The sequence below is a fragment of the Rhizobium grahamii CCGE 502 genome (assembly GCF_000298315.2).
Lineage (GTDB): Bacteria > Pseudomonadota > Alphaproteobacteria > Rhizobiales > Rhizobiaceae > Rhizobium > Rhizobium grahamii.
In genome coordinates this window covers 161,768-179,780 of sequence record NZ_AEYE02000035.1, presented here as the reverse complement: position 1 = coordinate 179,780, position 18,013 = coordinate 161,768, and the positions used below count along the sequence as shown (strand labels likewise).

The 18,013-nt window shown below is 61.0% G+C and carries 18 protein-coding genes; 14 read left to right on the top strand and 4 right to left on the bottom strand.

The genetic code is table 11. The features are described from left to right. Window positions 1–4: 4 nt before the first annotated feature. A complete protein-coding gene (locus RGCCGE502_RS28250; RefSeq protein ID WP_016557634.1) occupies window positions 5–1,210 on the bottom strand; it encodes an ABC transporter substrate-binding protein in 1,206 nt (401 codons plus the stop codon). A gap of 304 nt (window positions 1,211–1,514) precedes the next feature. On the opposite strand from RGCCGE502_RS28250, the gene RGCCGE502_RS28245 reads away from it, so the two are divergent. The 4 genes from RGCCGE502_RS28245 to RGCCGE502_RS28230 all read left to right on the top strand — a co-directional run bounded on the left by RGCCGE502_RS28245 (window position 1,515) and on the right by RGCCGE502_RS28230 (window position 5,641). Next, entirely contained in the window at window positions 1,515–2,435 is a 921-nt protein-coding gene (locus tag RGCCGE502_RS28245) for a LysR family transcriptional regulator (RefSeq protein WP_016557633.1), read from the top strand. 96 nt (window positions 2,436–2,531) lie between these two features. Next, entirely contained in the window at window positions 2,532–3,719 is a 1,188-nt protein-coding gene (locus RGCCGE502_RS28240) for an acyl-CoA dehydrogenase (RefSeq protein ID WP_016557632.1), read from the top strand. Window positions 3,720–3,815: 96 nt separating this feature from the next. Beyond that, complete coding sequence (locus RGCCGE502_RS28235; protein ID WP_016557631.1) at window positions 3,816–4,274, top strand: DUF4126 family protein; 459 nt, start codon at window positions 3,816–3,818, stop codon at window positions 4,272–4,274. Next, window positions 4,274–5,641: an FAD-containing oxidoreductase gene (locus RGCCGE502_RS28230; RefSeq protein ID WP_016557630.1), complete on the top strand. Its 1,368-nt coding sequence runs from the start codon at window positions 4,274–4,276 to the stop codon at window positions 5,639–5,641. Before RGCCGE502_RS28235 ends, RGCCGE502_RS28230 begins: the two co-directional genes overlap by 1 nt. Window positions 5,642–6,082: 441 nt before the next feature. On the opposite strand, the gene ampC is transcribed toward RGCCGE502_RS28230, so the two are convergent. Then, window positions 6,083–7,267 (bottom strand): class C beta-lactamase, encoded by a 1,185-nt coding sequence (gene ampC, locus RGCCGE502_RS28225; protein WP_016557629.1) that lies wholly within the window; start codon window positions 7,265–7,267, stop codon window positions 6,083–6,085. A 213-nt stretch (window positions 7,268–7,480) separates the two neighbouring features. Here ampC and RGCCGE502_RS28220 point away from each other — a divergent pair, with 213 nt between their 5' ends. The 4 genes from RGCCGE502_RS28220 (at window position 7,481) to RGCCGE502_RS28210 (ending at window position 9,831) form a co-directional block, all read left to right on the top strand. Next, window positions 7,481–8,365: a LysR family transcriptional regulator gene (locus RGCCGE502_RS28220; RefSeq protein WP_016557628.1), complete on the top strand. Its 885-nt coding sequence runs from the start codon at window positions 7,481–7,483 to the stop codon at window positions 8,363–8,365. Window positions 8,366–8,452: 87 nt separating this feature from the next. Beyond that, window positions 8,453–9,289, top strand: a complete 837-nt coding sequence (locus RGCCGE502_RS28215) for a nickel-binding protein (RefSeq protein WP_016557627.1) — start codon at window positions 8,453–8,455, stop codon at window positions 9,287–9,289. After that, window positions 9,264–9,575 carry a hypothetical protein gene (locus RGCCGE502_RS37785; protein WP_189635719.1) on the top strand — a complete coding sequence of 104 codons (312 nt, stop codon included), beginning with the start codon at window positions 9,264–9,266 and terminating at the stop codon, window positions 9,573–9,575. The genes RGCCGE502_RS28215 and RGCCGE502_RS37785 overlap by 26 nt, the downstream gene beginning before the upstream one ends. Further along, complete coding sequence (locus RGCCGE502_RS28210; RefSeq protein WP_016557626.1) at window positions 9,517–9,831, top strand: GNAT family N-acetyltransferase; 315 nt, start codon at window positions 9,517–9,519, stop codon at window positions 9,829–9,831. The genes RGCCGE502_RS37785 and RGCCGE502_RS28210 overlap by 59 nt, the downstream gene beginning before the upstream one ends. Before the next feature lie 49 nt (window positions 9,832–9,880). On the opposite strand, the gene RGCCGE502_RS28205 is transcribed toward RGCCGE502_RS28210, so the two are convergent. Next, the gene (locus RGCCGE502_RS28205; protein WP_016557625.1) at window positions 9,881–10,924 is read right to left on the bottom strand and encodes an NAD(P)-dependent alcohol dehydrogenase; all 1,044 of its coding nucleotides are present in this window, start codon (window positions 10,922–10,924) and stop codon (window positions 9,881–9,883) included. Window positions 10,925–11,338: 414 nt separating this feature from the next. Between RGCCGE502_RS28205 and RGCCGE502_RS28200 the strand changes: the two genes are divergently transcribed. From RGCCGE502_RS28200 to RGCCGE502_RS28175, 6 genes are all read left to right on the top strand, one after another. Continuing rightward, complete coding sequence (locus RGCCGE502_RS28200; RefSeq protein WP_016557624.1) at window positions 11,339–11,794, top strand: PTS sugar transporter subunit IIA; 456 nt, start codon at window positions 11,339–11,341, stop codon at window positions 11,792–11,794. Between the two features lie 247 nt (window positions 11,795–12,041). Further along, window positions 12,042–13,067 carry a sulfate ABC transporter substrate-binding protein gene (locus tag RGCCGE502_RS28195; protein ID WP_016557623.1) on the top strand — a complete coding sequence of 342 codons (1,026 nt, stop codon included), beginning with the start codon at window positions 12,042–12,044 and terminating at the stop codon, window positions 13,065–13,067. Between the two features lie 8 nt (window positions 13,068–13,075). Beyond that, complete coding sequence (gene cysT / locus RGCCGE502_RS28190) at window positions 13,076–13,933, top strand: sulfate ABC transporter permease subunit CysT (protein ID WP_016557622.1); 858 nt, start codon at window positions 13,076–13,078, stop codon at window positions 13,931–13,933. Then, on the top strand, window positions 13,923–14,795 hold the full coding sequence (gene cysW / locus RGCCGE502_RS28185; RefSeq protein ID WP_016557621.1) for a sulfate ABC transporter permease subunit CysW: 873 nt from the start codon (window positions 13,923–13,925) through the stop codon (window positions 14,793–14,795). The genes cysT and cysW overlap by 11 nt, the downstream gene beginning before the upstream one ends. A 10-nt stretch (window positions 14,796–14,805) precedes the next feature. Further along, entirely contained in the window at window positions 14,806–15,855 is a 1,050-nt protein-coding gene (locus RGCCGE502_RS28180; RefSeq protein WP_016557620.1) for a sulfate/molybdate ABC transporter ATP-binding protein, read from the top strand. Window positions 15,856–16,121: 266 nt separating this feature from the next. After that, window positions 16,122–16,946 (top strand): cell wall hydrolase, encoded by an 825-nt coding sequence (locus tag RGCCGE502_RS28175; RefSeq protein ID WP_040675821.1) that lies wholly within the window; start codon window positions 16,122–16,124, stop codon window positions 16,944–16,946. 11 nt (window positions 16,947–16,957) lie between these two features. Here RGCCGE502_RS28175 and RGCCGE502_RS28170 read toward each other — a convergent pair whose 3' ends face one another. Further along, window positions 16,958–18,013, bottom strand: coding sequence for an ABC transporter ATP-binding protein (locus RGCCGE502_RS28170; protein ID WP_016557618.1), 1,056 nt, complete (start codon window positions 18,011–18,013; stop codon window positions 16,958–16,960).

Genomic DNA, 18,013 nt, shown 5'->3' with positions numbered 1-18,013 from the left:
GGGTTCAATTCGTCACGGTGCAACCGCTTTTGGCGGGATCGATATAGGCTTCCTTGCCAGGAATTGTTGCGAGAACGTTGAAGTAGTCCCATGGCTCCTTGCTGTCGGCCGGCTTCTTGACCTGCAGCAGGTACATATCGTGGATCATGCGACCGTTCGGGCCGACAGTGCCGCCGCGGCCGAAGACGTCGTCGACCGGCAGTTCGTGCAGCTGCTTGGCGACGGCGTCAGTGTCATCGGTGCCGGCCTTGTCGATGGCCTTGAGATACTGGAGGACGGCGGAATAGGTACCCGCGTGAATCATGTTCGGCATCTTGCCGGTGCGGGCGAAGAACTTCTTGCCGAACTCGCGGCTCTTGTCATCGAGGTTCCAGTAGTAGCCCTCCGTCAGGGTCAGGCCCTGCGCCGCGTCCAGGCCGAGACCGTGAACTTCAGCCAAGGTGAAGAGCAGAGCGGCCAGGTGCTGCCCACCCTGGGTGATGCCGAACTCGGCGGCCTGTTTGATCGCGTTGGAGGTATCGAGACCGGCATTGGCAAGGCCGATAACCTTGGCGCCCGAGGACTGAGCCTGCAGCAGGAACGAGGAGAAATCCTGGTTCGAAAGAGGATGGCGAACGGAGCCGACCACCTTGCCACCGTTTGCCTTCACGAAGTCGCTCGTCTGCTGTTCCAGCGAATAGCCGAATGCGTAGTCGGCTGTGAGGAAGAACCAGCTGTCGCCGCCCTGCTTGACGAGTGCGCCGCCGGTGCCGACGGCAAGAGCGTGCGTGTCATAGGCCCAGTGGAAACCGTAGGGCGAGCAGGCCTTGCCAGTCAGATCGGTCGTGGCCGCGCCGGTGACGATGTCGATCTTCTTCTTCTCCTTCGCAATCGCCTGAACCGCGAGCGCGACCGACGACGTGGTCAATTCCATGATCGCGTCGACTTGCTCGGTGTCGTACCACTGACGCGCGATGTTGGAGGCGATGTCGGGCTTGTTCTGGTGGTCGGCATCGACGATCTCGACGGGCACGCCAAGCACCTTCCCGCCGAAATCCTCTACCGCCATTTTGGCGGCTTCAACGGAAGACTTGCCGCCGAAGTCGGCGTAGACGCCGGACTGGTCGTTCAGGATGCCGATCTTCACCTTGCCGTCGGATGCACCATCGGCGAGTACCGCGGTACTGCTTGCAAGCAGAAATGCCAGCGACGCAATGAGACTCTTTCGCATATTTCTCTCCTCCCAGAGATTGACCAGAACGCGGATCTGTTCAGATTTGGCCAGCCGCTCTCCTCAAAGCTGCCGGCGCGTGCCTTACGATCATGGAATTGCGCCGATCAGGCAAGGCCGCTTTACAACCAATTCCAAACAGTATCTGTTCGTTTTTGAACAGAACTATTGCTTTGCCGCGCCACCGACCCAATGAATGCAGATCGTTAGGGCGCTTTTGTTGGAACTTAGGGCGGCGCAGACTGCGGCGCATTAGACGAAAGACCAATATCAAGCGGCCAATGCCACGGCCGGCAGGGGCAGCATGAACAATTCACGGCAATTCACCTGGGATGACCTGCAGTTCTTTCTGGCGGTGGCCCGAACCGGCCAGCTGTCGACTGCTGCGCGGCAATTGCGCACCAGTCACGCGACCGTCTCACGCCGCATCGACCGGCTGGAGTTCGCGCTCAAGGTCAAGCTCTTCGAGCGCAACCCGCGAGGCTACGTGATGACGGCGATGGGTGCGCGCTTCGTCGAGACCGCCGAGAAGATGGAGCGGGAGACCGAACGGCTGCGCGCCGACCTGATCGACGGCGCAATGACGCAGCGTGGTGTAGTGCGGCTCAGCGCGCCGGAGGGCTTCTCGAACTTTTTCTTCGCGCGGGTGCTGCCACAGTTCGTCGCGCGCCATCCGAACCTGTCGCTTGAACTGGTAACGATCCAGCAGATCATGTCGCTGTCGCGCAAGGAGGCCGACATCACCGTTGTTCTCGATGAGCCGAAGGGCGGGCCCTATTTCTCCGACAAGCTCACCGACTACCATCTTCAGCTCTATGGCTCGCGGGATTATCTGCAAAGAAGCGCGCCGATTACCTGCCGCGACGATCTGCTGGAGCATCCCTTCATCAGCTACATCGAGGAGATGATCTTTGCGCCCGGCCTCGACTATCTTGGCGACGTGCATCCGCGCATCAAGCCGCAGTTCCAGAGTTCCAGCATCTTCGCGCAGCTGACGGCGACCAGAAACGGGCTTGGACTGTGTGTGCTTCCTTATTTCTTCGCCAGCCGCTATCCCGAACTCGAACGGGTGCTTCCCGACGAGGTCGATCTCAGGCGGCACTACTGGATCACATGCCATCGTGATCTTCGCCAGTCGCCGAGGGTTCGGGCGGTGATCGACTTCCTGCGCGAGGCGGTGACTGGCAACGATGTCAGGTTCATTCCGCCTTGGGTCAAGCGTTAGATCAACGTTGAAATCGCCCGGCGAGTTGACCCTTCCAGACTGCGGGTCTATGCCCGAAGGATAGTCGCGCCGGCAGGTGAACGAGGAGGAACGACCATGCAGCACACCCGCGAGACCTTCGACTGGGCCGATCCGTTCCGGCTGGTGGAGCAGCTGACGGACGAGGAGCGCATGGTGCAGGAGACCGCACACGCCTTTGCGCAGGAGAAGCTCTTGCCGCGCGTGCTCGAGGCCTTCCGTCATGAGAAGACCGACCCTGCAATCTTTCGCGAGATGGGTGAGCTTGGGCTGCTCGGACCGACGATTGCTCCTGAATATGGCGGCGCCGGGCTTGGTTATGTTGCCTATGGGCTGATTGCCCGCGAGGTCGAGCGCGTCGACAGCGGCTACCGCTCGATGATGAGCGTACAGTCCTCCCTCGTCATGGTGCCGATCGATGCCTTCGGCTCGCAGGCGCAGAAGCAGAAGTATCTGCCGAAGCTTGCTTCCGGCGAGTGGATCGGCTGCTTCGGGCTGACCGAACCCAACCACGGCTCCGACCCGGGCTCGATGGTGACACGGGCAAGGACAGTCGATGGCGGCTACAGCCTCAGCGGCGCCAAGACCTGGATCTCCAATGCGCCGATCGCCGACGTCTTCGTCGTCTGGGCCAAGACCGACGACGGCGTCATCCGCGGCTTCATCCTGGAAAAGGGCTGGAAGGGCCTGTCGGCGCCGGCAATCCATGGCAAGGTCGGCCTGCGCGCCTCGATCACCGGCGAAGTGGTGATGGATGAGGTCTTCGTGCCGGACGAGAACCTGTTGCCCAACGTCACCGGCCTCAAGGGTCCGTTCACCTGCCTGAACTCGGCCCGCTTCGGGATCGCCTGGGGGGCGCTTGGCGCTGCCGAGGACTGCTATGCCAGGGCACGGCAATATGTTCTCGACCGCAAGCAGTTCGGCCGGCCGCTGGCCGCCAATCAGCTGATCCAGAAGAAGCTTGCCGACATGATAACCGAGATCTCGCTCGGCCTGCAGGGCTGCATCCGGCTCGGTCGCATGAAGGAAGACGGCCATCCGCCGGTGGAACTGACCTCGATCGTCAAGCGCAATTCCTGCGGCAAGGCGCTCGACATCGCAAGACTTGCGCGCGACATGCTCGGCGGCAACGGCATTTCCGACGAGTTCGGCATTGCCCGCCATCTCGTCAACCTCGAGGTGGTCAACACCTATGAGGGGACGCATGACGTGCACGCGCTGATCCTCGGCCGCGCCGTCACCGGCATTGCCGCATTCGCGAATTGAGTCAAGCCAACCATCGAGCAAATTGAAAGCCGCGCGACATTATGCCAGCTTTCCATGACCGCGATTAAATTGTGCGCGGCATAGGAGACGGATCACATGCTTTTGTTTCTCGCATTTTTGATCGGCATTGTCGCAGGGCTTCGGGCCATGATGGCGCCGGCCGCCGTTGCCTGGGGCGCGGCTCTCGGCTGGTTTGATGTCTCGCAGACACCGCTTGCTTTTATGGGATATCGCTGGACACCGTGGGTGTTCAGCCTGCTTGCCGTGGTCGAACTGATTACCGACCAGCTGCCCTCGACGCCTTCCCGCAAGGTTCCGATGCAGTTCTCTGCGCGCATCATCATGGGTGCGCTGACCGGCGCCACGATCGGCGCCTCCGGCGCTTCGCTCGCAGGCGGGCTGATCGCGGGCATTGTCGGTGCCGTTGTCGGCACGCTTGGCGGTGCGGCGGCTCGTGGTAAGCTTGCCGCCGCCTTCGGCAAGGATAGACCGGCAGCGCTGATCGAAGACGCGGTTGCGATCATCGGCGCGCTCATCATCGTGGGAGCAGTGTGATGCCAAGTTTCGACGCCATCGTCATCGGGGCCGGCCAGTCCGGTCCCTTCCTGGCGGCCCGCATGGTTGCGAAGGGCATGAAGGTGGCGTTGATCGAACGAAAGTTCCTCGGCGGCACCTGCGTCAACGCCGGCTGCATGCCGACGAAGACGCTGGTGGCCAGCGCCCGGGCCGCCCATGTGGCGCGGCGCGGCGCTGACTATGGGGTGCTGATCCCGGGCACCATAGATATTGACATGACCGTGGTGCGCAAGCGTGCCCAGGCCGTCACGATGAACGCCCGCAATGGGCTCATCAACTGGTTTGCAGGCATGGACGGCATGACCGTCATCTACGGCCACGCCCGTTTCGAGGACGCCCATACGGTGAGGGTCAATGGCGACACGCTGAGGGCGCCGAAGATCTTCCTGAACGTCGGTGCGCGGCCGACCATTCCGGATATGCAAGGGATCGGCAGTATCGATTACCTGACGAGCACGTCGATCATCCATCTCGACCAGCTTCCGCGGCATCTTGCCGTCATCGGCGGCAGCTATATCGGGCTCGAGTTCGCACAGATGTATCGCCGCTTCGGCGCCGAGGTGACGGTCATCGAGCGTGGCCCGAAGCTCGCGTCGCGCGAGGACGCTGACATCTCCGATGCGATCGCCGACATTCTGCGCTCGGAAGGAATAGCCGTGCACACGGACGCCGATGGGATCGGCTTCGCGAAGACGACCGACGGGATCGAAGTCAGCATCGGCAATGGTCAATCGCCGATCGAGGCAAGCCATGTGCTTGTGGCCACCGGCCGCACGCCGAACACTGGCGACCTCGGGCTCGACAAGGCCGGTGTCGCCACTGACCGGCGAGGCTACATCACCGTCGACGACAGACTTGCCACCAATGTCGAGGGCATCTGGGCGCTCGGCGACTGCAACGGCCGAGGGGCCTTTACCCATACGTCCTACAACGACTTCGAGATTGCTGCGGCCAACCTGCTCGACGGCGAGGACCGCAAGCTCAGTGACCGCATCCTCGCCTATGCGCTCTACATCGACCCACCGCTCGGTCGTGTCGGGATGAGCGAGAAGGAAGCGCGCGCCACCGGCCGCAAGATCATGATCTCCACCCGTCCGATGAGCCGGGTCGGCCGGGCCAATGAGCGCGCCGAGACCAAGGGCTTCATGAAGGTGATCGCCGACGCCGAGACGCAACAGATTCTCGGTGCGGCGATCCTTGGGATCGAGGGTGACGAGGCGATCCACGGCTTCATCGACGCGATGAACGCCAAGGCCCCCTACCCGGTGCTGAAATGGGCGGTGCCGATCCATCCAACGGTGTCCGAGTTGATCCCGACACTGCTGGGAGATCTGAAGGCGGTTTAGGCGGCGATCAGGCTGCACTTCACTCAGACGGGGCGCTGGAAATTGCCTCGCTGAAGTAAAAACAACATGGCGCTTCCGAGCGCCCCGTTCGGCGGTTTATGCCCGCAACTCCGGTCCCTCTGCAGCCTTGCCAGAGGGAGCCTTCGCTTCTTCGGGGGGCCATCTGCGCCACACAGGCACGTCCGAGGCTCAACTCGACGCCGCATTCGCGCGGGACGCCGCCGTCCCTGAGGGGAGCCCATTTCTGCGGCCCGCTGATGGGGAAGCTCACGTCCTTCTTCCGCACCCGGCGCCGATCCCGCCTCGCCGCAAAAGCATTGCAGTGTATCCGCGACGGGACGGGCTCACTACCGGGTTGATCGGTGCGGCGTGGACGAAGGCTGCTATAATCAATGATGTCATTGCAGAAGCCGCGCGGCCTTATCCCCTATCTGCAGACGCTCAGTCGGCGTTGGCGGCCGGCAGATCGTCGTCGAGCGTCGCCAATATCTTGTAGGCCGCCTTTACACGCTCGCTGTTCGGATAGTTCTTGTTCGCGAAGAGCACGATGCCGATACTCTTCGATGGCACGAAGGCGACATAGGCGCCGAAGCCGTTGGTGGACCCGGTCTTGTTCAGAAGCATATCCTTTGCCGGCGGCCTTGGCGGCGACAGTTTCTCGATCTCATTGGCCTTCAGTGTCATGTCGGCCGAGTTGCCGGCCAAAAGCTGGTCGAGGGTGGTGGGATATTTATACATTTCCCAACCGAGACCCTGGGTCATGCTGCCGATCCTGTAATAGCCGGTATGGGTCGCGGCGAGCGCCGATTGCATGGTCTTGTCGAGATCGGAGCCATCCATGTTGGCTTCGACAAAGCGCAGCATGTCGCTTGCCGACATTTTCACGCCATAGGCCTCGGAATCCAAAACGCCAGGCGAAACACGGATGGCCTTGCCGGCCTTTGAGTATCCATAGGCGTAGTTCTCGTCGTCAGCCTTCGGAACCGCGATGAAGGTATGGCTAAGGCCGAGTGCCAAAAAAAGCTTCTGCTGCATCAGATCATCGAAGGGCCACCCCATCGCCTTTGCGGCGGCGTAGCCGAACAAGCCGATGCTCGGATTAGAATAGACGCGATAGGTTCCCGGGGCATAGGCCGGCTTCCAGCTCTTGTAATAACCGACCATCGCCTTGTGGTCGGTGACGTCATCGGGGAACTGCAGCGGCAAGCCACCGGCCGTGTAGGTGCCGAGGTCGAGCATTGTGGCACCGGCAAGGCGGCTGGCGGCTAATTCCGGAAGATATTTGTCGGGACTGTCAGTAAAGGAGAGGTCGCCGCTCGCCTGAGCATAGCCCGCGAGGGTCGCGGTGAAGGTCTTGCTGACCGAGCCGATTTCAAAGAGCGTCGCGTCGGTCACCTTCTGTCCGCTTGCCTTCGACGCCACGCCGTAGTTGTAGGTGTAATGCTTTCCGCCGACCGTGACGGCAATTGCCATACCGGGGATATTGTTCTTCGCCATCAAAGGGACGGCGATGGCGTTGACGACGCCGGCAAGCTCGCTCTGGCGTTCCGCGGCGTGCGCGCCGGCGCCGATGAGGACTGAAGCGGTGGCGAGAATGCCAAGCGTGGATTGCGAAATATTTCTCATAATGGATACGGTGCCTCAGGTTGGTGGAATAGTCGCGGTGTCTCGGCACCGCGGCGGCGTCCAATGCAAAATGCCTTGAGATATGGGGCAGTCCGACGGTTTCGGCGGTTTTCACGAAACGGATCGGGTCAGGCGCGATTGATATACGAGGCCTGTACGGCCGTCTCAAACGACGATATCTAGAGCGAAGCATTAGAAAAATTTGGGTATCCGATGGTTCGTCCGCATCTGCCGCTGAATGCGCTCAGAGCTTTTGAAGCATCCGCCCGGCACCTCAGCTTCACCAAGGCCGCGATTGAGCTTTGCGTCACGCAGGCTGCCGTCAGCCATCACGTCAAGAGCCTGGAAACGCGGTTGAATGTGACGCTGTTCGAACGGCTGCCGCGCGGTCTGATGCTGACCAGCGAAGGCGAGACACTGCTGCCGGCGCTACGTGATGCCTTCGACCGGATCGCCGGAACACTGGAGCAGTTCGAGGGCGGGCACTATCGCGAAGTGCTGCGCGTCGGCGCTGTCGGCACCTTTGCCGTCGGCTGGCTGCTGCCGAGGTTGCGTGCCTTTCAAGCCCAGTACCCCTTCATCGATCTGCGCCTCTCAACCAACAACAACCGGGTCGATATCGCCGCAGAGGGGCTGGACTACGCGATCCGTTTCGGTTCGGGTGCATGGCATGGCATCGAGGCGTTGCGGCTCTTGGATGCGCCGCTATCAGCCCTCTGTGTGCCAGAGATCGCCGCGCAACTGAGCGCGCCGGGCGACCTCGTGAAGCAGACGTTGCTGCGATCGTACCGGGCCGATGAGTGGTCGCAATGGTTTGCTGCCGCCGGGATGGAGGCGAGCCTGCTGCCGTTGAAAAACATCGTCTTTGATTCATCGCTTGCCATGATGGAGGCCGCACTGCAGGGCGTCGGCGTTGCGCTGGCGCCGCCGCTGATGTTCTCCAGGCATCTGCTTGCCGAGGCGATCCGCCAACCCTTCGACATCACTGTCACCATGGGCAGCTATTGGCTAACCCGGCTGCAGTCCCGACCGGAGACCCCGGCGATGGCTTCCTTCCGCGGCTGGCTCCGCGAAGTGGTGGGCACGACGATGCTGTGAGGCTCGACGTCCCGTGCTGTGGACGTTGCGGTGGCAACGGCGTAGGATGCGCCCAATGCTGAGGGGCTCTCCGAAGGATGCACGAACGTGGCTATCTTCATGGACCGGCATGATCTTGCGGGTACATCCGCTGAAGACATTGCAGAAGCGCATCGCAAGGATCTGGCTGTCGAAGATAGGTATGGGGTGAAGTTCCTCACCTATTGGTACGACCAGCGGCGCGGGACCGCATTCTGTCTGATCGATGCGCCGGATGCCGAAACCGCGCAATGCGTGCATCGCGAAGCCCATGGTTATATTGCCGGCGAAGTGGTCGAGGTGGCGCTGTCGGCTGTCGAGGCGTTTCTTGGACGCATTCACGAACCTGAACAGAAGGCCGGCGAGACCGGCGTCGAACGGGATGCCGGTCATAGAGCGATCCTGTTTACCGACATCGTAGGCTCGACGGAGATGACATCGCGGCTTGGCGACCGGATGGCTGCCGAACTCGTGCGGGCGCACGATGCCATCGTTCGCCGCTGCCTGGCACAATGCGAAGGGCGGGAGGTCAAGCACACCGGTGACGGCATCATGGCCTCCTTCGTCTCCACCCACGCGGCCGTCGGATGCGCGATGAGCATCCAGCGCGAATTCAGGATCTACAACGGCGGCACGCCGGAACCCATCCATGTCAGAATCGGGCTTGATTGTGGCGAGCCGATCGAGGACAGCCGGGACCTCTTCGGCTCAAGCGTGCAATTGGCCGCGCGGCTTTGTGCAGCGGCCGGGGTCGATCAGATCCTGGTTTCGGAGAACATCTTTCGCGAGCACGGCGCAGCCGATCTCTTCGCCAATGCATCACGGCGGGATCTCAAGGGATTTGCAAAGCCTGTACTGGCATTCGAGTGTGAGTGGGCTGATGCAGAAGGGGCGCAGACGAACTGACGCCTTCAAGTCTCGGGCCAAAGACAACGAAGGGGCGCAGGATGATCTCGATATCAGTCGCGAGACCAAAGAAGACTTCGAGACCTGCGCATTGTTCTGCCGGGCGCTTGGCGAATGGGATGTGGCCGAAGGCAAAGCCTTTGGCGTTCCGGCGGACTTGATCCTTTCTCTATCACCGACAGACCAGCGCCAGCCTCGCCCAGAAATTCGGCTCGGCGGAGGCGCTAATGCTCGTTGCGAATTGGAGCGGCGTGCCGGCTGGCTGCATCGGTTTCAACGCCTTTGACGCACAGGCAGGCGAAATCCACAAATTCTACGTCGATCCAGCCTTTCGCGGGCGACGCATCGGCCATGCCTTGATGGCGGCGGCGCTGGACGCGATCCGCCAAGCCGCGCACCGAACGGCACTGGCCCACACGACGATCTATATGGCGCAGGCCGTCGCGTTGTACGAAGCCTTCGCTTTCCGACGCTGCGAGCCGTTCCGGACTGTTCCCGAAGAGGTCCGGCACACGGAGATTTTCCTGTCTCGCAGCATCTGATCGGTTCGGCGGCTCTTCCTTGAACCGCCGTGCGTGCCGCGGCGTCGATTTATTCCATCACGATCTGCAGCTTCACGTCGCCTGGACGCGCCTCGACAGCGCGGTCGAAGGCAGTGATGGAATCCTCGAAGCCGAATGTCTCGGAGATCAGTGGCTTCAGGTCGACACGGCCGGAGCCAAGCAGGGCGATCGAGCGTTCGTACTGGTGGGCGTATCGGAAGACGGTCTCTATGCGGATTTCCTTGGTCGATGCGGTCGATACGTCGAGGCCGATCGGATTGACCGGCAGGCCGACGGCAACGATGACGCCGCCCGGTCTCGGCAGCTCCATGATGGTCTCCCAAGCCTTCGGCGAGCCGGAGCATTCGAAGATCACATCGGCGCCCCAGCCATCCGTCAGGCGCGCAACTTCCTCGACGATGTTCTTCTCGCGGATATTGACGGGGATGACACCCTGATACTGCGCGGCGATATCGAGTTTCGGCTGAGCGAGGTCGGCGACGATGGCGCGGGCGCAGCCGCCGGCAAGCGCGGCGATCGCCACCATGGTGCCGATCGGGCCGGCGCCAAGGACGACGGCGGTATCGCCGGGGACGATCTTCGCCTTTGTCGCGGCCTGCATGCCGACCGCAAAGGGCTCGACCATGGCGCCTTCTGCGAAGCTGACATTGTCGGGCAGCTTATAGGTGTAATTGGCGGGATGAACGACCTCTGATGTCAGGATGCCGTGGATCGGTGGCGTCGCCCAGAAAGTGACGGCGGGATCGACATTATACATGCCAAGCCGGCTCGCTTTGGAATTGGGATCGGGAATGCCGGGTTCCATGCAGACACGGTCGCCGACCTGGAGATGCGTCACGCCTGCGCCGACTTCGACGACCGTGCCGGCGGCTTCATGACCGAGCACCATCGGCTCGTTGACGACGAATGGGCCGATCTTGCCGTGGGTGTAATAGTGGACATCGGAGCCGCAGACGCCAACCGTGTGGACCTTGATCTTCACCTGGCCGGGACCGGTATCCATCGGCAGGTCGATATCACGGAGCGCAAGTTCATGTTGGCGTTCGAGCACCAGCGCGCGGACTTTGGCCATTCTTCTGTTTCCTTCCCGTTGCCTCCCCGCACCGATCAAATCAGCGCGGCTTTGGCAAGACTATAGGGCCCGAAGCCTTCGAAGTTCAATCGCGTTTCGAAGGCTTTTGCTCATGAGTCGATGAATTGCTCAATCTCTTCAGATCGGCACGACCAGGGTCGAGGCGGTGCCCCCTCAGACCGCGACGTCCCTGGGCATTAAAGCTTGGAGCGTCCACCAGACATTTGGACGATCCTTATGCGATGTTTATATCTGAGTTCGGCTTTCGTGCTCGAACCTTTATCTCGTCTGGACATATGAACGCAGAACAATGTCGGCCCGGGAAATCAGTTTGCGGCATTGGAAGCGGCGCTAATTAGGTGTCAGCCGCGGCGCCCGCCGATGCGGCCTTGCACAAACGACAAGAGAGACTTCATGGACCTTTCGCAGATCATCCGTCCTGAGCACACATTCATCGGTGTTTCGGTTGCGACGAAATGGAGAGGATTGCAGGCGATTGCCGAAAAAGCTGCCCTCGCCTTCGGAATTGAAGGAAAGAAGATACTGCACGCCTTGGAAAGCCGCGAGAGCCTAGGCTCGACGGGTATCGGCAATGGTGTCGCTGTTCCGCATGCCGTGGTGGAGGGGATGACGCATCCGCGTGGCTTGCTGCTCCGCTTCGCCCGGCCACTCGATTTCGAGGCGGTGGACGATGTTCCGACCGATATCGTCTTCGCGCTTTTGTTTGGCGAAGCAAGCCGCGGCGAGTATCTGAACGTGCTGGCAGCAATCGCGCGTCAGCTGCAGACGCCGGGCATTCTGGCGGCCATGCGCAAGGCAATGACTGCCGAAGAGCTTTATTCGGATTTTCTCGCCGACTCGCGCGTTTGACGAACAGGTAGATATTCGGGGGAGTTGCGCTGTCCGTCTTCCTGGCAATGCCCAGCATGTTTAGCTCGGCCCTCCGCGAGCTCAATCTGAGGCTACCGGATTTGTGATCATCAAATCGAGCAAGTCCATTTCGAAAGCGCGCCTCAATTGGGATGGCATTCCAGAGAGCACGGCGGAACAGAAACATTCTTCGTTTCATTATACGACCAACTTGGTAGAGTTTCGGCCACCAACGAAGGAGGTTTCTATGCAGTCAATAAGGATCACACGGCTTCTCGCGGCTGTGGCGCTGGCAGGCAGTGTCGCAATCGGCGCCGTCGCGCCGGCATTCGCGGATCAAACGCTTCTCAACGTATCCTACGATCCGACGAGGGAACTGTATAAGGATTTCAATACCGCCTTCGCTGCCAAGTGGCAGAAGGACACCGGTGAGGCTGTCACCATCAAGGCTTCGCATGGCGGCTCTGGCGCGCAGGCGCGGTCGGTAATCGATGGGCTTGATGCCGATGTCGTCACCCTTGCCCTCGAGGGCGACATTGACGCCATCGCTAAGAAGACTGGCAAGATTCCTGCGGATTGGAAAACGAAGTTTCCGAATAACTCGACGCCTTACACCTCTACGATCGTCTTTCTGGTCCGCAAGGGCAATCCGAAGGGCGTCAAGGACTGGGCCGATTTGGTAAAGGACGACGTCCAGGTGATTACGCCGAACCCGAAGACCTCTGGTGGTGCGCGCTGGAACTTCCTGGCGGCCTGGGCCTGGGCCAAGCAGGCGAATGGTGGTGATGACGCCAAGGCGCAGGAATACGTGACGAAGCTGCTGCAGCATGTTCCGGTTCTCGACACCGGCGCCCGCGGCGCGACGACGACCTTCGTTCAGCGCGGTCTCGGCGACGTTCTCCTGGCCTGGGAAAACGAGGCCTACCTTTCGCTCGAAGAGCTCGGTCCTGACCAGTTCGAGATCGTCACCCCGGCGTTCTCGATCCGGGCTGACCCGCCGGTCGCCGTCGTGGATGGCAATGTCGACAAAAAGGGCACCCGCAAGGTCGCCGAAGCCTATCTGAACTATCTCTATTCGGACGAGGGGCAAAAGATCGCGGCCAAGCACTTCTATCGGCCGATCAAGCCGGAAGCTGCAGACAAGGCTGACATTGCGCGCTTCCCGAATCTGAAACTTGCGACGATCGATGATTTTGGCGGCTGGAAAGAAGCGCAGCCGAAGTTCTTCGGCGATGGCGGTGTATTTGACCAAATCTACAAGCCGGCACAATAATACGTCGCATGAGAGCACATAGCCCCACGCGGTGGCGGTTCAGACGGCCGAGCGTCATTCCAGGCTTTGGAATGGCGCTCGGCCTTACCTTGACCTGGCTTACCCTTCTGATCCTCATCCCGCTTTCGGGCCTCGCCTGGCGGTCGAGCGAACTTGGCTGGGAAAAATTCTTCGCCATCGCCTTCGATCCTCGTACCCTGAGCGCCCTTCGCATCAGCTTTGGCGCCGCCTTTGCGGCCGCCTGCATCAACGTCGTTTTCGGCGTCGTGCTGGCTTGGGTGCTCGTGCGCTACCGGTTCCCTGGCAAGCGCATCATCGACGCAATGGTCGATCTGCCTTTCGCGTTGCCGACCGCCGTTGCTGGTATCGCGCTGGCGACCCTTTATGCGCCTAATGGCTGGATCGGCCAGTTCCTGACGCCGCTCGGCATCAAGATCGCTTTCACGCCACTCGGTATCGTCATCGCGCTTGTCTTTGTCGGCTTGCCCTTCGTGGTACGCACGGTTCAACCTGTCATGGAGGAGATCGACAAGGAGGTGGAGGAAGCTGCCGCAACGCTTGGCGCCACGCGCCTGCAGACGATTTTCCGCGTGCTGCTGCCGGGCTTGATGCCGCCGGCCCTGACAGGCTTCGCTCTCGCCTTTGCCCGCGGTGTCGGCGAATACGGCTCGGTGATCTTCATTGCCGGCAACCTTCCGTTCCGGTCGGAGATCGCACCGTTGCTGATTGTCATCAAGCTCGAGGAATATAACTATGCCGCAGCAACGGGTATCGCTGCGATGATGCTGGTGATTTCTTTTGCCATGCTGCTGATCATCAACCTCATCCAGAGCTGGCGCAGACGGAGGTACGGCTATGGCGTTTGATACCAGTCTTCAGCCGACAAAGGTGCGTTCGGCCGTGACCGAACATCGGTTTGCGCGTTGGACGCTGATCCTGGCTTCGCTGATCTTCCTGACGCTGATCCTGCTTCTGCCGCTGGCGGCCGTCTTTGTCGAAGCGTTCCGCAAGGGGGCGGGTCCGTTTCTCGAGGCGCTGCAGGACGAAGAGACCTTTTCGGCTATTCGCCTGACCCTCATTGTGGCCGGCGTCAGCGTTCCCCTCAATCTGACCTTTGGCATCGTGGCCGCCTGGGCGATTGCCAAGTTCGAGTTCAAGGGCAAGGCTTTCCTGACAACGTTGATCGACTTGCCATTTTCGGTCTCGCCTGTTATTTCCGGCCTCGTTTTCGTCTTGCTGCTTGGTGCCAATACCCATCTCGGCCAATGGCTGAGCGCTCACGACATCAAGATCCTGTTTGCCGTGCCGGGGTTGATCCTGGCGACCATGTTCGTCACCTTCCCGTTCGTGGCGCGTGAACTGATCCCGCTGATGCAGGAGCAAGGTACGGGTGACGAAGAGGCGGCGATTTCTCTCGGCGCCAGCGGCTGGCAAACCTTCTGGCACGTGACCTTGCCCAATATAAAATGGGGGCTGCTCTATGGCGTATTGCTTTGCAATGCTCGCGCCATGGGCGAGTTCGGCGCCGTGTCCGTGGTGTCCGGTCACATCCGGGGACAGACGAATACCATGCCGCTGCAGGTGGAAATTCTCTATAACGAGTACAATTTCACCGGCGCGTTCGCCGTCGCCACGCTGCTTGCCTTGCTTGCGCTCGTAACCCTTGTTTTGAAGACTCTGCTCGAGATGCGATACAGCGAAGAAATCGCCGCCAGCCGACGGCACTGAAGGAATTAGAATGGAAGTTCGCGTACAAAACCTGCGCAAGGAATTCGAGCGCTTTCCGGCGCTGCACGACGTCTCGCTCAATATACGCTCCGGCGAGTTGATCGCGCTGCTCGGGCCGTCCGGATCGGGCAAGACAACGCTGTTGCGGCTGATTGCTGGCCTGGAGAGCCCGACGGAAGGATTGATCTATTTCGGAGACGAGGACGCGTCGAAGAAGACCGTGCAGCAGCGCAACATCGGCTTCGTGTTCCAGCACTATGCCTTGTTCAGGCATATGACCGTGCTAGAAAATGTTTCCTTCGGCCTGAAGGTGCGCGACGGCTCGCGGCGCCCGCCCAAGGCGGAAATTCGCCGGCGGGCGCTCGAGTTGCTTGACCTTGTCCAGCTCTCGGGTCTCGAGAAACGTTATCCAGCCCAGCTTTCCGGCGGCCAGCGCCAGCGCGTCGCGCTTGCACGCGCCATGGCGGTCGAACCAAATGTACTGCTGCTCGATGAGCCCTTCGGCGCGCTCGACGCCCAGGTGCGCAAGGATCTCCGCAAATGGCTGCGCGAGATCCATGATCGTACTGGTCACACGACCGTCTTCGTCACGCATGACCAGGACGAGGCGATGGAACTTGCCGACCGCGTCGTCGTCATGAGCCAGGGCGCGATTGAGCAGGTCGGAACCCCCGATGAGGTTTACGACAATCCGAACTCCCCCTTCGTCTTCGGCTTTGTCGGACAGTCCAACTGTCTCGACGTGCGGGTCAACGGTGGAGACATCTGGTTCGAGGATAGGCCGCTCGGCCTCAAGGTCGAGGGTGAAGCGGATGGAGAGGCCCAACTCTACTTCCGGCCGCACGACATCGAATTGCGCGATGGCTGCGGCGGCTGCATCGCCGGTTTGCTAACGACGAGCCGGCGCGTCGCTGGCACGCGCCACATCGAGGTCGACATCGGCAAGGGGCATCCACCGATCGAATTAGAACTGTCGCCAGCGCAAGCCGGGGCTCTCGACCGCACGAGGATCGCCTTTCGACCAACGCGATGGAAGTTGTTCCGGCCCGACAATAAATGAATGGCCGACGCGGTCGATAGTCGTTCGAATCAGGCTGAAGCGGCAGGCTGTTTCGGCGGTTGCATCCGCTTTGAACTGTGACCTGTGATAGAAAGTGGCGCTATTTTCAGTACGTGCGCGAGCACGAATCAGCCTGTGCAGGCGGGCCAAAAGCGGCCAAATCAAATTGTGATACTAATTGGATTTGAAATTTACCTGAAACGCAGGTAAAAAAGCGACCACTTAATCGAGAAGGGCTTACTACTCCAAATAGGGGGCACCTGACATTGAGGGCGCATATAGCGTTGGGAAAATCTCTCGCCGGGATCCTGTTGGCGGGCGTGGCAGCCGCGGGCTGCACGACCGCACAGCAACCGGCTTCGAAGGTGGCGAGCCAGGTCACCAAGCCCAAGAATGCGGCGCAAGCGGCGCAGTCAACCAAAGTTACCTTCAATTACACGGCCAAGGATCGCGATTGCCTCAAGCGGGCAATGTACTTCGAATCCGAGCATTCTGATCGCGACGGCTACATGGCGGTCGGAACCGTGGTCATGAACCGTCTGACATCGGGGGCCTATCCAGATTCAATCTGCGGCGTCGTTGCCCAACAGAGGCAGTTTGCGCCTGGCGTGATGACCCGCGAAGTCGAGCCGACGGCTGAGGTCGAACTGACGGACGCTGCAGACGCAATTTTCCGCGGCGAACGGCATCCAGGCGTCAAGGACGCGATGTTCTTCCACACAGACGGTCTGTCGTTCCCGTATCGCAATATGCACTACGTAACGATTGCCGGCGGCAACGCGTTCTACGAGAAGCGTGGGCGGGACGGCGAGCTGCAGACGCCGGCGCCCCTGCCCGCCTACGAAGTCGCGATGAACTATCTGCCTGGCCAGAGCATGATGCCGGCGCAGTTTGAGGCACTGGTGCCGACGACCGTTCCGGTGCCGATCCCGATGCCGGGCACAGTGGCGATTTCAGGTGCGGAACCGGCGCCGCCGGCGACCGAAGCTGTGGTGCCCGCCAGCACGGAGGCCGTGATACCGGTTGTCATTCCGACGCCGCGACCGGACTTCAATAGTGCCGTTCTGCGCGGCGGCCTCGCCCACGGCTGAGGCTGCCCGTCCTATTTTGCCCTGTTTCCATCCGCGTCGAAGACGTGCAGATGCTGTGCGGGGAACGACACGTTTACTGTCGGGCCCGACGTCAGCGCCGCCCGGTCGAGCGTGAAAATCTTGAATGGCAGACCGTGCAGCGACAGGTGCAGGATGATGCCGAAGCCGGTCGGTTCGACCAATTCGACATTCGCGTTCAGCCCACCCTGATCGGTAGTGACCACATGCTCCGGCCGGATCCCGAGCGTCACCTTGGCGCCGTTTGCGAGTGACAGGGGGGCGGCGAGGGGGACGACCGTCCCGTCCTTCAGGCGAACACCACCATCCCCATAGGTCGCGTCGAGGAAATTCATGCCCGGCGAGCCGATGAAGCCGGCGACGAAGAGGTTGGCAGGCGTATCGTAAAGCTCGAGGGGGCTGCCGACCTGCTGCACGATGCCGCCGTGCATGGCAACGATCCTGTCCGCCAGCGTCATCGCTTCGATCTGGTCGTGGGTGACGTAGATCGAGGTCGCCTTCAGATCGCCGTGCAGCTTCTTGATTTCCGCGCGCATCTGTTCGCGCAGGCGCGCGTCGAGGTTTGACAGCGGCTCGTCGAACAGGAAGGCCTTCGGCTGGCGCACGATCGCGCGGCCCATGGCGACGCGCTGGCGCTGGCCGCCTGAAAGCGCCTTCGGCCTGCGTTCGAGCAGCGGGTCGAGACCGAGCTTGGAGGCGGCAGCACCGACAGCGCTGGAGATCTTTTCCTTGGCCGTCTTTCTCAGCTTCAGGCTGTAGCTCATGTTACCGGCGACATTCATGTGCGGATAAAGGGCGTAGGACTGGAACACCATGGCGATGTCACGGTCCTTCGGATGCAGCTCATTGACGCGATTGCCCGCGATGCGGATTTCGCCGCCGGTGACGTCCTCGAGGCCTGCAATCATGCGCAGCAACGTGGACTTGCCGCAGCCGGAGGGGCCGACGAGTACGACGAACTCGCCATCCTTGATGCGGAGGTCGACGTCATGCAGCACCTTGACGGGGCCGTAGGCCTTCTTGACGTTCTGGATATCGATCGATGCCAT

Coding starts and splice junctions, on each gene's coding strand:
- RGCCGE502_RS28250 (WP_016557634.1), bottom strand. CDS start 1,210: ATGCGAAAGAGTCTCATTGCGTCGCTGGCATTTCTGCTTGCAAGCAGT.
- RGCCGE502_RS28245 (WP_016557633.1), top strand. CDS start 1,515: ATGAACAATTCACGGCAATTCACCTGGGATGACCTGCAGTTCTTTCTG.
- RGCCGE502_RS28240 (WP_016557632.1), top strand. CDS start 2,532: ATGCAGCACACCCGCGAGACCTTCGACTGGGCCGATCCGTTCCGGCTG.
- RGCCGE502_RS28235 (WP_016557631.1), top strand. CDS start 3,816: ATGCTTTTGTTTCTCGCATTTTTGATCGGCATTGTCGCAGGGCTTCGG.
- RGCCGE502_RS28230 (WP_016557630.1), top strand. CDS start 4,274: ATGCCAAGTTTCGACGCCATCGTCATCGGGGCCGGCCAGTCCGGTCCC.
- ampC (WP_016557629.1), bottom strand. CDS start 7,267: ATGAGAAATATTTCGCAATCCACGCTTGGCATTCTCGCCACCGCTTCA.
- RGCCGE502_RS28220 (WP_016557628.1), top strand. CDS start 7,481: ATGGTTCGTCCGCATCTGCCGCTGAATGCGCTCAGAGCTTTTGAAGCA.
- RGCCGE502_RS37785 (WP_189635719.1), top strand. CDS start 9,264: ATGCAGAAGGGGCGCAGACGAACTGACGCCTTCAAGTCTCGGGCCAAA.
- RGCCGE502_RS28210 (WP_016557626.1), top strand. CDS start 9,517: ATGCTCGTTGCGAATTGGAGCGGCGTGCCGGCTGGCTGCATCGGTTTC.
- RGCCGE502_RS28205 (WP_016557625.1), bottom strand. CDS start 10,924: ATGGCCAAAGTCCGCGCGCTGGTGCTCGAACGCCAACATGAACTTGCG.
- RGCCGE502_RS28200 (WP_016557624.1), top strand. CDS start 11,339: ATGGACCTTTCGCAGATCATCCGTCCTGAGCACACATTCATCGGTGTT.
- RGCCGE502_RS28195 (WP_016557623.1), top strand. CDS start 12,042: ATGCAGTCAATAAGGATCACACGGCTTCTCGCGGCTGTGGCGCTGGCA.
- cysT (WP_016557622.1), top strand. CDS start 13,076: ATGAGAGCACATAGCCCCACGCGGTGGCGGTTCAGACGGCCGAGCGTC.
- cysW (WP_016557621.1), top strand. CDS start 13,923: ATGGCGTTTGATACCAGTCTTCAGCCGACAAAGGTGCGTTCGGCCGTG.
- RGCCGE502_RS28180 (WP_016557620.1), top strand. CDS start 14,806: ATGGAAGTTCGCGTACAAAACCTGCGCAAGGAATTCGAGCGCTTTCCG.
- RGCCGE502_RS28170 (WP_016557618.1), bottom strand. CDS start 18,013: ATGGCATCGATCGATATCCAGAACGTCAAGAAGGCCTACGGCCCCGTC.